We start from the raw sequence: 12,562 nt of genomic DNA, 5'->3' as shown, positions 1-12,562 counted from the left end.
CGTGCGGCGGTGGGTCAGGGGGTGGCGCTGGCGTTGGCGGCGATCTCGGGGAGGTCGGCCGGGCCCGGGTCGGCGGCCGGGGGCGGGGTGGCGGCCGGGTTCTGGGCGGCGGCGCGGACCGCGGCGGCGACCGCCGGGGCGACCCGGGAGTCGAAGACGCTCGGCACGATCACCGTCGGGTTGATCTTGTCCTCGCCGACCACGTCCGCGATGGCCCGGGCCGCCGCGATCGCCATCTCCTCGGTGAACTCCTCGGCGTGCGCGTCGAGCATGCCCCGGAAGACGCCCGGGAAGGCGAGCACGTTGTTGATCTGGTTCGGCTGGTCGGAGCGGCCGGTGGCGACCACGGCGGCGTACTTGCGCGCCTCCCGCGGGTCCACCTCCGGGTCCGGGTTGGCCAGCGCGAAGACGATCGCGTCCTTGGCCATGGTGGCGATGTCCTCGCCGGTGAGCAGGTTCGGCGCGCTCACCCCGATGAACACGTCCGCGCCCCGCACGGCCCCGGGCAGGTCGCCGGAGTAGTTCTCCTTGTTGGTGTGGTCGGCCAGCCACTGCCAGGCCGGGTTGAGGTCGGTCAGCCCGCGGTGCAGGGCGCCCTGCCGGTCGTACGCGATGATGTCGCCCACACCCTGCCGGAGCAGCAGCTTCATGATCGCGGTGCCGGCCGCACCGGCGCCGGAGACCACCACCCGGACGTCCTCCAGCCGCTTGCCCACCACGCGCAGCGCGTTGGTCAGCGCGGCCAGCACGCAGATCGCGGTGCCGTGCTGGTCGTCGTGAAAGACCGGGATGTCCAGCGCCTCGCGCAGCCGGGCCTCGATCTCGAAGCAGCGCGGCGCGGCGATGTCCTCCAGGTTGATCCCGCCGTACGCCGGCGCGATCGCCTTGACGATCGACACGATCTCGTCGGTGTCCTGGGTGTCGAGCACCACCGGCCAGGCGTCCACCCCGCCGAAGCGCTTGAACAGCGCCGCCTTGCCCTCCATCACCGGCAGCGAGGCGGCCGGGCCGAGGTTGCCCAGGCCGAGCACGGCGGAGCCGTCGCTGACCACGGCGACCGTGTTGCGCTTGATGGTGAGCCGGCGGGCGTCGGCCGGGTTCTCGGCGATCGCCTGGCAGACCCGGGCCACGCCCGGCGTGTACGCGCGGGACAGCTCGTCGCGGGTACGCAGCGCGACCTTCGAGCTGACCTCGATCTTGCCGCCCAGGTGCAGCAGGAACGTCCGGTCGGAGACCTTGCGGACGTCCACCCCCTCGAGCGCGGTCAGCGCCTTCACCACCTGGTCGGCGTGGCCAGCGTCGGCGGTGTCGCAGGTGAGGTCGACGATCACGTGGGACGGGTCGGAGTCGACCACGTCGAGCGCGGTGACGATGGCGCCGGCCTCGCCTGCCGCGGTGGTCAGCCGTCCGATGGAGGAGGCGTCCGCGGGTACCGAGATCCGGATCGTGATCGAGAATCCGGCGCTCGGCAGTCGGGTGATGGCCACGAAAACTCCTCCGTCATCGCTGATCGGCTCGCCTGGCATTTGTACTCGCCCGCCCAGTCGGACCGGCATCCGACCCCACTACCAGTGGGTAGCGCCACGGGCATATAGCAGGTGCGTGGTGCGTTGTCACATGTCAGGATTGCTCGTACGCGCCGAAAATGCCTTGGCGATGGACATAACGGACAGGAGACGCAGTTTGCGAGAGCAGGAGACCTACCTCCCCTACGAGGACGACGAGCTCGAGGCCACCACCGGCGAGTTCGAGCTGTCGGAGCGGCAGGCGTTGCGGCGGGTCCCCGGCCTCTCGACCGAGCTCACCGACATCACCGAGGTCGAGTACCGCCAGCTCCGGCTGGAGCGGGTCGTCCTGGTGGGCGTCTGGACCGAGGGGACCCAGGAGGACGCGGAGAACAGCCTCACCGAGCTGGCGGCGCTGGCCGAGACGGCCGGCTCGCAGGTGCTGGAGGGGCTGATCCAGCGGCGCAACCGGCCCGACCCCGCCACGTACGTCGGTCGAGGCAAGGTCGACGACCTCGGCGCGGTGGTGCTCTCCACCGGAGCTGACACGGTGATCTGCGACGGTGAACTCTCGCCGTCCCAGCTGCGCAACCTGGAGCAGCGCACCAAGGTCAAGGTGGTCGACCGGACCGCGCTCATCCTCGACATCTTCGCCCAGCACGCCAAGAGCCGCGAAGGTAAGGCGCAGGTCGAGCTGGCCCAGCTCGAATACCTGCTGCCGCGGCTGCGCGGTTGGGGTGAAACGCTCTCCCGGCAGACCGGTGGTAGCGGCCGCGGCGGTGGCGCCGGCGGCGGTGTGGGTCTGCGCGGTCCCGGTGAGACGAAGCTCGAGACCGACCGGCGCCGGATCCGGCACCGGATCGCGCGGCTGCGCCGCGAGATCAAGAGCATGACGACGGTACGCCAGACCAAGCGGGCCCGCCGGACCCGCAACGCGGTGCCCGCGGTGGCCATCGCCGGCTACACCAACGCCGGCAAGTCCAGCCTGCTCAACCGGCTGACCGGGGCGGGCGTGCTGGTGGAGAACGCGCTGTTCGCCACCCTGGACCCGACCACCCGCAAGGCCACCACCTCCGACGGGCGGCTCTACACCCTCTCCGACACGGTCGGGTTCGTCCGGCACCTGCCGCACCAGATCGTCGAGGCGTTCCGCTCGACCCTGGAGGAGGTCGCCGACGCCGACCTGGTGGTGCACGTGGTCGACGGCACCCACCCGGACCCGGAGGAGCAGGTCCGGGCGGTCCGCGAGGTGCTCGCCGAGGTGGGCGCCGACCGGCTGCCCGAGCTGCTGGTGGTCAACAAGACCGACGCGGCCGACGAGGAGACGCTGCTGCGGCTCAAGCGGCTCTGGCCCGAGGCGATCTTCGCCTCCGCCCATTCCGGGCGCGGGATCGAGGGCCTGCGTGAGGCGATCGAGCAGCGGCTGCCGCGCCCGGCCGTCGAGGTTCGGGCCGTGCTCCCGTACGACCGGGGCGACCTGGTGGCCCGGGTGCACCGGCAGGGCGAGGTGCTGAGCACCGCCCACCTGCCCGAGGGCACGCTGCTGCACGTACGGGTCGGTGAGGCGCTCGCCGCCGAGCTGGCGCCGTACCGGGCGGGGGACCGGCTCACCGTGGACGAGCGGGTGGCCGTCGGGGGCTGAGCCTCCGGCGTCACCGCCCGCCACGCGGGTCGTGCGACACTTGGCGCCATGCGGCACGCTGTCTCCTCGGTCACGATCGCGCTCAGCCTCGTCGGCGCGGTCGTGGCGCCGGCCGGGACCGCCCTGGCGGCCCCCGCCGCGGCCCCCGCGCTGGCCGCGGCTCCCAAGAAGAAGTGCGCCGTCGAGGACAAGCGCCTACGGGAGCTGTCCGGCCTCGTCGCCACGAGCACCGGCTACGTCGTGATCAACGACGGCACCGATGACCCGAGCCGAAAGCGCGTCTTCTACCTCGACGCCAAGTGCAAGATCGCGAAGGACCCGGTCCGCTACTCGGGTGACGGACCCCTCGACACCGAGGACCTGGCCGTCGGGCCGGACAAGAAGACCCTCTGGATCGCTGACACCGGCGACAACGTCGAGAGCAAGACCCGGCGCCCGCGGGTCGCCGTCTGGACGATGCCGCTGAGCGGGTCCAAGCAGCCGGTGCTGCACCGGCTGGTGTACCCGGAGGGCAAGCCGCACGACGCCGAGGCGCTGCTGATCGGCGACGACAACCTGCCGCTGGTCATCACCAAGGACCTGTCCGGCAAGTCGGAGATCTTCACGCCCACGGCGAAGCTGAAGAGCGGCGGCGATCTCGAAGCGGTGCCGATGAAGAAGCTCGGCGAGGTCACGCTCCCCAAGACCAACACCGAGAACAAGCTGGGCGCGCCCGGCCGCATGCTGGTCACCGGCGCGGCCCGCTCGCCCGACGGCAGCAAGGTGGTCCTGCGCACCTACGCGGACGCCTTCGAGTTCGACGTGACCGGCGGCAACATTGTCGCGGCCCTCACCACCGGCAAGCCCCGGGTCACCCCGTTGGCCGACCCGTTCGGCGAGGCCATCTCCTACACGGCGGACGGCAAGTCCTTCGTCACCGTGTCCGACGGTGGTTCCCTCGACGCCGCCGACCCGATCGACATCCTCAGCTACACGCCGTCCGCTGCCGGCGTCGAGGCGCTGCCGAACGGCGGCAAGGAGGTGACGAAGCCGGCCGCGCAGAAGTCCTGGATCGAGGGGCTGACGCTCGACGAGATCACGTACCTGATCGCGGCGCTGGGCGTGATCGGCGCGCTGATGGTCTTCGCCGGCATCTTCGGCATCATGCGGGCCCGGCGCAAGCCGGCGCCGGCGGAGCCGGAGCGCCGCGACGAGTTCCCGGCGGACGGTGGCTTCTCCCCGCCGCCCGGCGGCCCGCGCGGCGGGGTCTACGGCGGAGCCCCCAGCGGCGGGGTGTACGGCGGGGACGCCCCGGGCCGACCGCCGGCCGGCGGGGTGTACGGCGGCGGCCGACCCCAGGGCGGCGGCGGGGTCTACGGCGGCGGCGCGCAGAGTGGTGGCCGTCCGCAGGGCGGTGCCTACGGCGGCGGCGCCCAGCAGGGCGGTGGCGGGTACGGCGGCGGCCAGCAGGGCGGGGGATCGTACGGCGGCGGGCGGGGCGAACCGCCGCGCCGTGAGCCCGACCACCGGGACCCGCGCGGTGGCCGTCGAGGCGACCACGGCTACGACGACCGGGGCCAGTACGGGCCGGTGTCGGATGGCCGGGAGTACCGGGGCGACCGCTACTGATCGACGAACCGGGCGACCGCCGCCAGGGCGGTCACCCGGACCGGCGTCGTCAGATCCGGCGCAGCACGGCGACCACGCGACCCATGATGGTGGCGTCGTCGCCGGGGATCGGGTCGAAGGCCGGGTTCTGCGGCATCAGCCAGACGTGCCCGTCGCGGCGTCGGTAGGTCTTCACCGTCGCCTCGCCGTCGAGCATGGCGGCGACGATGTCGCCAGCCTCGGCGGTCGGCTGCTGGCGGACGACCACCCAGTCGCCGTCGCAGATCGCCGCGTCGAGCATCGAGTCGCCCTTGACCTGGAGCATGAAGACCTCGCCCTCACCCACCAGCTCGCGGGGGAGCGGGAAGATGTCCTCCACCGCCTGCTCGGCCAGGATCGGGCCACCGGCGGCGATCCGACCGAGCATCGGCACGTAGGCCGGCGCGGGCCGCTGGGCGCGGGCCGCCTCGTCGTCGAGCACGTCGCCGGGGGCGCGGACGTCCACCGCGCGCGGCCGGTTCGGGTCGCGGCGCAGGAAGCCCTTCTTCTCCAACTCCTTGAGCTGGTAGGCGACGCTGGACGGAGAGACCAGGCCGACGGCCTCGCCGATCTCGCGCACGCTCGGCGGGTAGCCGTGCCGCTCCACCCAGGTCCGGATGAACTCCAGGATCCGGCGCTGCCGGGCGGTCAGGTCGACCGTGGTCGGGTCGGGGAAGCTGCTGACCACCGGCGTGACCGCGCGAACGGCGGGCTGGGCCGCCCGGCTGCGCGCGGTGCGGGGCCGACGGGTCGCCGGCGGACCCGCCCCGTCGATCGGTTGCGGGTTCTTCTGCCGGCTGGCCCGGTCCTCGGTCACGTCCGTCCTCCCTGGTCGGCGCTGGGTGCCTTGGCGGCTCGTGGTGCGTACGGGTGTTGCTGACCGGTCCGACGCGACACGCCGCGCCCGGTCGTTGTTGACCGTATAGGTGAGATCAGCCATTTTCAAACATCTGTACGACCTGTTGTCGGCGTGTCGCGCGGAAATCCTGGATTTCCGAACGCCTGTTCTGATAAATGGTACGTCGCTCTCGAACGAGTGTTCTATCGTCGTGCCCCGTGACCCGCGGGGTGGCCAACCGTTGGGCTCCTCGGTGACGGGTGGGAAGAGGTGGGGCGGGTGAGTGATTCTGATGACGCGCCGGACACGCCGGCCAACTTGACCTCGCTAGTGCGACGGCATACGGTCAACCCCTAGATGTAGTAGTCACACGGGCGTAACTCGCCTACAGGTTGGGTTCCACTACCGAACGCACTCCCGTACCGCCGACCCGGCGTCAGCCATCGAGTGATGGCGTCGTCGCGGCGGCGCGTGCCCGGGAGCCGGTCGGTGTGCCCACGGTCGATGAAGGAGGTCAGGCGATGCGGTGTCCGTACTGCCGGCACGCCGACTCCCGGGTCGTCGACTCGCGGGAGGCCGACGACGGCCAGCTCATCCGGCGGCGGCGGTCCTGCCCAGAGTGCGGCAAGCGGTTCACCACCGTCGAGGAGGCGGTGCTCGCGGTGGTCAAGCGCAGCGGGGTGACCGAGCCGTTCAGCCGCACGAAGATCATCGGCGGGGTGCGCAAGGCGTGCCAGGGCCGCCCGGTCGACGACGACTCGATCGCGCTGCTCGCGCAGAAGGTCGAGGAGACCGTGCGGGCCAAGGGGGCCGCCGAGATCCCCAGCCACGAGGTCGGGCTGGCCATCCTGGGGCCGCTGCGCGACCTGGATGAGGTGGCCTACCTGAGGTTCGCCAGCGTCTACCGGTCCTTCGACTCGCTCGCCGACTTCGAGCGAGAGATCGAGACGCTGCGGACCGCCGCGCGGGCCCGGGAGGGCGCCGGGGCCGAGGCGGTCGAGGCCGCCGGCGCGACCAGTTGAGTTTCGGATTTCTGACAGTTGACGAGGCGCGGTGGGTGACCGCGCCGACGAGGGGGGCGAGGGCGTGACGACCAGCAAGTCACGGAACAAGGCCGGGGCGGGGCTGAAGATCGAGCGCGTCTGGACGACCGAGGGGGTGCATCCCTACGACGAGGTCACCTGGGAGCGCCGCGACGTCGTGATGACGAACTGGCGGGACGGTTCGATCAACTTCGAGCAGCGCGGGGTGGAGTTCCCCGAGTCCTGGTCCGTCAATGCGGCCAACATCGTGACCACCAAGTACTTCCGGGGCGCGGTGGGGACCCCGGAGCGGGAGTGGTCGCTCAAGCAGCTCATCGACCGGGTGGTCGAGACCTACCGCACCGCCGGTGAGGAGTACGGCTACTTCGCCACCCCGGCCGACGCGGAGGTCTTCGCGCACGAGCTGACCTGGATGCTGCTGCACCAGGTGTTCAGCTTCAACTCGCCGGTCTGGTTCAACGTGGGCACGCCGTCGCCGCAGCAGGTCAGCGCGTGCTTCATCCTGGCCGTCGACGACTCGATGGACTCCATCCTTGACTGGTACAAGGAGGAGGGGCTGATCTTCCAGGGCGGCTCCGGCTCCGGCGCCAACCTGTCCCGGATCCGGTCCTCCAAGGAGCTGCTCTCCTCCGGCGGCACCGCCTCCGGCCCGGTCAGCTTCATGCGGGGCGCGGACGCCTCCGCCGGCACCATCAAGTCCGGCGGCGCCACCCGGCGCGCGGCCAAGATGGTCATCCTCGACGTGGACCACCCGGACATCGAGGAGTTCGTGCTCACCAAGGCGCGCGAGGAGGACAAGATCCGCGCGCTGCGGGACGCCGGTTTCGACATGGACCTGGGCGGCGCCGACATCGTCAGCGTGCAGTACCAGAACGCCAACAACTCGGTCCGGGTCTCCGACGAGTTCATGACCGCGGTGGAGAACGGCGGCAGCTTCGACCTGCGCGGCCGGCTCGACGGGCAGACCATCGAGACCGTTGACGCCAAGCAGCTCTTCCGCACCATCTCCCAGGCCGCCTGGGAGTGCGCCGACCCCGGCCTGCAGTACGACGACATCATCAACGACTGGCACACCTGCCCGGAGACCGGGCGGATCACCGCGTCGAACCCGTGCTCGGAGTACCTGCACCTGGACAACTCCTCGTGCAACCTGGCCTCGCTGAACCTGATGAAGTTCATGCGTGCCGACGGCAGCTTCGAGGTGGCGAAGTTCGTCAAGTCGGTCGAGTTCGTCATCACCGCGATGGACATCTCGATCTGCTTCGCCGACTTCCCGACCGAGAAGATCGGTGAGACCACCCGCGCCTACCGGCAGCTCGGGATCGGGTACGCCAACCTGGGCGCGCTGCTGATGGCCTCCGGCCTGCCGTACGACTCGGAGCAGGGCCGGGAGGTCGCCGCAGCGATCACCTCGCTGATGACCGGCACCGCCTACCGCCGCTCGGCCGAGCTGGCCGGCATCGTCGGCCCGTACGAGGGCTACGCCCGTAACGCCGAGGCGCACAAGCGGGTCATGCGCAAGCACGCCGCCGCCAACGACGAGATCAAGCCGTCGGGCACCGTGGCCACCGCCATCCAGCGGGAGGCCACCAAGCAGTGGACCCTCGGCAACAAGGTCGGTGACAAGAACGGCTGGCGGAACTCGCAGGCCAGCGTGCTCGCCCCGACCGGCACCATCGGCCTGATGATGGACTGCGACACCACCGGTGTCGAGCCGGACCTGGCCCTGGTCAAGTTCAAGAAGCTGGTCGGCGGCGGCTCGATGCAGATCGTCAACCAGACCGTGCCGCGCGCCCTGCGCAGCATCGGCTACCCCGAGGAGCAGGTCGAGGCGATCGTCGAGCACATCGCCGACCACGGCCACGTGGTCGACGCTCCCGGCCTCAGGCCCGAGCACTACCCGGTCTTCGACTGCGCCATGGGCGCGCGGTCCATCGCGCCGATGGGCCACGTGCGGATGATGGCGGCCGTCCAGCCGTTCATCTCCGGCGCCATCTCCAAGACGGTCAACATGCCGGAGCAGGCGACCGTCGAGGACGTCGAGAAGATCTACTTCGAGGGCTGGAAGCTCGGCCTCAAGGCCCTGGCGATCTACCGGGACAACTGCAAGGTCGGCCAGCCGCTGTCGGCCGCCAAGCCGAACAAGGCCGCCGGGACCCCGGCCGCCGAGGTCGAGAAGGTCGTGGAGAAGGTCGTCGAGTACCGGCCGGTGCGCAAGCGGCTGCCGAAGAAGCGCCCGTCGGAGACGATCTCCTTCTCGGTCGGCGGCGCGGAGGGCTACCTCACCGCCTCGTCGTACCCCGACGACGGCCTCGGCGAGGTCTTCCTCAAGATGTCGAAGCAGGGCTCGACCCTGGCCGGCGTGATGGACGCCTTCTCGGTGGCCATCTCCATCGGTCTCCAGTACGGCGTCCCGCTGGAGACGTACGTCAGCAAGTTCACCAACATGCGCTTCGAGCCGGCCGGCATGACCGACGACCCGGACGTGCGGATGGCGGCCTCGGTGATGGACTACATCTTCCGTCGCCTGGCCCTGGACTTCCTGCCGTACGAGCGCCGCGCGGAGCTGGGCATCTTCACCGCCAAGGAGCGGGCCGCCCAGCTTCAGGCCGAGGCGGAGGCGGAGGCGAGCGGTGCGGACCTCACCGCGATGGCCGCCTCCGCCCCGGTCGCGGCGCCCGAGCCGAAGGTCGGCGCGGTCATCCAGCCGAAGCAGGAGGTCGTGGACGTCGCCGTCGTCAAGCCGGCGCCGTCGGTGGGCTCCAGCACCGAGCTGCTGGAGGCCGTGATCGGCAAGGCCGCGGACGCGCCGCTCTGCTTCACCTGCGGTACGAAGATGCGGCCGGCCGGTAGCTGCTACGTCTGCGAGGGCTGCGGCTCCACCAGCGGCTGCAGCTGACGTTCCACCCGTCTCGCGAGCGCGGCAGGGATCCCCGGCCGCGCTCGCGGCGTTCTGTCGCTGGTGCGCCGGGCCGGCACCGCCGGCGGGCGCGGGAACGGGCTCGGCCGCCGGAGTTTGGTCGGAGTCCCATAGGCTGCCGTCATGGTGACCTCACCGCCGGTCGTGGCGGAGTTCGGCCAGGAACTCGCGGCGCTCGGCTGGGTCAGTGGACTGCTGGTCGCCGGATCGTTGGCGACCGGCGACTACCTCCCCGGCGTCAGCGACCTCGACCTGGTCGCCCTGGTCGGCGGCCCGGTCGACGCGGCCCGGCAGGCCGCACTCGCCGGGGTGCATCGTCGCCTCGACGCCGGCACCGGCTCGGGTCTCCACCTCGGCTGCGTCTACGTCGACACCGCGACGATGCTCGACGTCCAGGTGCGGCATCCGACCTGGACCCACCGGCAGCTCGTACAGCGCATCCTCTCCGGGATCACCCGGGCCGAGCTGGTGCGTCACGGGTACGCGATCTTCGGCCCCCCGCCCCGCGACGTGTTCCCCCCGATGAGCGCCGACGACGTACGCGCGGCGGCCCGTGCCGAACTCACCGGCTACTGGGCCTGGGCCGCCCGGCGTCCGTGGCTGTGGTGGGACCCCGTCATCGCCGACCTCGGTCTCACCTCGATGGCCCGGGGGCGCTACGCGCTCGGCACCGGCGAACTGCTCACCAAGTCCGAAGCCGTCAAGCAGGCCGTCGCCCCGGCCTGGCTGATCGACCAGCTCGCCGCCCGGCGCCGCGGGGAGAACGTCTCCTCGCCCCGGCTCCGCACCGCCCTGATCGCCTGGCGCGGTGCGCGCCGGACCGTCGCCCGGGCACGAAGGGAGGGGCCATGACCACCGCCGCCAGCTACGAGAGGTTCGGTGCCCGCGAGGCCCACGGTGTGTCACCCGCGTACGAGCGGCTGGCCCTGGCGGTGTCCCAGGACGACGAGCTGCTCGCCCTGCTGGAGGCGCTCGCACCCGCCAAGCGGCAGCCGAACCTGCTGTTCGCCGTGGTGCGCCTCCTCGGTGGGCCGGTCGAGGATCCGGCCGCGTTCCACGCCTACACCCTGGCGAACTGGCCGGCGGTCGAGGCCGAGATGCGGGTCCGGGCGACGCAGACCAACGAGGCCGGCCGGTGCGCCGTACTGCTGCCGGTGCTGGCCGCCCTCCCGCAGCCGCTCGCGTTGCTGGAGGTCGGCGCGTCCGCCGGGCTGTGCCTCTACCCCGACCGGTACGCCTACCGCTACGGCGACCATCGGATCGGCGCGGGTCAACCGGTCCTCGACTGCGTGATCACCGGCACGGCGGCACCGGCCCGCCTGCCCGAGGTGGTGTGGCGGGCCGGCCTGGACCTCAACCCGCTCGACGTGACCGACAGCGCCGACGTCGCGTGGCTGGACGCCCTCATCTGGCCTGAACACCGCCACCGCCGCGACCGGCTGCGGGCCGCGGCCGCCGTCGCCGCCGGCGAGCCGCCGCTGCTCGTCCGCGGTGACCTGGTGGACGATCTGCCGGCGCTGGCCGCGCGGGCACCGGCCGACGCGACGCTGGTGGTGTGCCATACCTCGGTGCTCTACCAGGTGCCTCCGCCCCGGCGGGACGCGTTCGCCGACGTGGTACGCGGGCTCCCAGGGCACTGGATCGCGAACGAGGCCCCCGACGTGCTGACCTACGCAGTGCTGCCGACGCCGCCGAGCGACGCGCACTACAACGTGCTCGCGCTGGACGGGACGCCGCTCGCCTGGACCCGGGGACACGGGCAGGCGATCACCTGGTTCGGGTAGCGCCCTCGACGCTCGAGGCGGGCGTGGATTGCCGGGAAGCCGAGGCAAGGCCCGTCGGCCACGATGAGCCACAGTGGATGAATCCGCTTGGCGGCGGTCTGGCATCATGCCGGCATGGCCTGGCCCCCGAAGCTGCGGTGGAAGTGGACTCCGGTCGCGGCGGTCCTGGTCAGCGCGCTCGTCGGCTGGGCACTGCTCGCCCTGCTGATGGGCGAGGCGTCGCTGGACCGGGCCGACAAGGCGGCCAGTGTCATCAGCATGCTGATCGGGCTGGGCGCCCTGGTCGTCGCCGTCGTCGAGGTCCCGCGACGCCTGGCTTCCGGGGAGCAGACGGAGCCCGAGGGCGAGCGGTCGACGTTGTTCAAGCGGCCCAGCGTGCTGCTGGCGCTCGGCACGATGGCCGGGGGTCTGCTGGTCGTCGTACTGGTGGGGGTGGCCGGCGAGGATGAGCCCCAAGCGGCCCTACCCACGGTGGCCCCGACCGAGATCGCCGACCCGACGAGCCCCAGCCCCGTCCTGCCCGGGACGACACCTGCGAAGCAGGAACGGTGCGCCTCACCGGCAGCCGACGGTGCTTCGCCGAGCGTGACCGCGTCCACCGAGGTGGTCCGCCACGACGGCCCGCTCGTGCTGTCGCCCGGCTTCTACGCCGACCTCGACTCGCTCTGCCCCGACTGGGACGTCACCGACGGGCTCGGTTCCCGGCAGGACCTCGGCAACGACGGGACGGGTCTGGCCCGCAGCTTCACCGCCGGCACCCAGATCGCCGTGGTGCAGAGCAAGGCTCCCGCGACCTACGCGATGTGCGCGGCGAACACCGACTACGTCTCGGAAACCCTCCGCTACCAGGATCTCGACAAGGGGAACCGGTACTGCGCGGTGACCGACACCGGCCGGCGCAGCCTGCTCACCGTCAAGCAGGTCGAGGTCGCCGGGAACCGGACGTCGGTGTTCCTGCAGGTGCGGACCTGGGCGCAGAAGCCTCCGGAGGAGAAGACCGACTACGGGCCGTGGATCCTCGGCGGGATCATCCTCCTGGTGCTGTTCGGGGGAGGCGCCAAGAAGGTGTCCGACGCGGGCAAGGAGGACTGAGCCCCTGCTGTCCCCGACTTAGTACGGCAGCCGCCGTTCGGGATCATGGTTGAAGTTCGAGGTTGAGCCGTCGGGTGTAGTGGGCTCGTCGAGCTCGGGCTTGGTGGCGCCG

The 12,562-nt window shown here is 71.5% G+C and carries 9 protein-coding genes; 7 read left to right on the top strand and 2 right to left on the bottom strand.

Features of this window, described 5'->3' with window-relative positions:
* Positions 1-14: 14 nt before the first annotated feature.
* A complete protein-coding gene (locus ACFYOS_RS25555) occupies positions 15-1,526 on the bottom strand; it encodes an NAD-dependent malic enzyme (protein ID WP_387146521.1) in 1,512 nt (503 codons plus the stop codon).
* A 157-nt stretch (positions 1,527-1,683) separates the two neighbouring features.
* On the opposite strand from ACFYOS_RS25555, the gene hflX reads away from it, so the two are divergent.
* Both hflX and ACFYOS_RS25545 read left to right on the top strand, forming a co-directional pair.
* The gene (hflX, locus tag ACFYOS_RS25550; RefSeq protein ID WP_387146518.1) at positions 1,684-3,147 is read left to right on the top strand and encodes a GTPase HflX; all 1,464 of its coding nucleotides are present in this window, start codon (positions 1,684-1,686) and stop codon (positions 3,145-3,147) included.
* Positions 3,148-3,195: 48 nt separating this feature from the next.
* Positions 3,196-4,755, top strand: coding sequence for a hypothetical protein (locus ACFYOS_RS25545; RefSeq protein ID WP_387146515.1), 1,560 nt, complete (start codon positions 3,196-3,198; stop codon positions 4,753-4,755).
* 49 nt (positions 4,756-4,804) lie between these two features.
* On the opposite strand, the gene lexA is transcribed toward ACFYOS_RS25545, so the two are convergent.
* On the bottom strand, positions 4,805-5,590 hold the full coding sequence (gene lexA / locus ACFYOS_RS25540; RefSeq protein WP_387146512.1) for a transcriptional repressor LexA: 786 nt from the start codon (positions 5,588-5,590) through the stop codon (positions 4,805-4,807).
* A 542-nt stretch (positions 5,591-6,132) separates the two neighbouring features.
* Between lexA and nrdR the strand changes: the two genes are divergently transcribed.
* From nrdR to ACFYOS_RS25515, 5 genes are all read left to right on the top strand, one after another.
* The gene (nrdR, locus tag ACFYOS_RS25535) at positions 6,133-6,633 is read left to right on the top strand and encodes a transcriptional regulator NrdR (RefSeq protein ID WP_387146509.1); all 501 of its coding nucleotides are present in this window, start codon (positions 6,133-6,135) and stop codon (positions 6,631-6,633) included.
* Positions 6,634-6,664: 31 nt separating this feature from the next.
* Positions 6,665-9,553: a vitamin B12-dependent ribonucleotide reductase gene (locus ACFYOS_RS25530; protein WP_387146506.1), complete on the top strand. Its 2,889-nt coding sequence runs from the start codon at positions 6,665-6,667 to the stop codon at positions 9,551-9,553.
* A gap of 144 nt (positions 9,554-9,697) precedes the next feature.
* A complete protein-coding gene (locus ACFYOS_RS25525) occupies positions 9,698-10,426 on the top strand; it encodes a nucleotidyltransferase domain-containing protein (protein ID WP_387146503.1) in 729 nt (242 codons plus the stop codon).
* On the top strand, positions 10,423-11,358 hold the full coding sequence (locus ACFYOS_RS25520; RefSeq protein WP_387146500.1) for a DUF2332 family protein: 936 nt from the start codon (positions 10,423-10,425) through the stop codon (positions 11,356-11,358). Before ACFYOS_RS25525 ends, ACFYOS_RS25520 begins: the two co-directional genes overlap by 4 nt.
* A gap of 114 nt (positions 11,359-11,472) precedes the next feature.
* The gene (locus ACFYOS_RS25515; protein ID WP_387146497.1) at positions 11,473-12,450 is read left to right on the top strand and encodes a hypothetical protein; all 978 of its coding nucleotides are present in this window, start codon (positions 11,473-11,475) and stop codon (positions 12,448-12,450) included.
* The last annotated feature ends 112 nt before the right edge of the window (positions 12,451-12,562 follow it).

It is taken from the genome of Micromonospora sp. NPDC005806 (assembly GCF_042871425.1).
In the GTDB taxonomy this organism is placed as follows: domain Bacteria; phylum Actinomycetota; class Actinomycetes; order Mycobacteriales; family Micromonosporaceae; genus Micromonospora.
The sequence above is the reverse complement of the archived record's forward strand: the minus strand, read 5'-3'. Positions and strand labels throughout refer to the sequence as shown.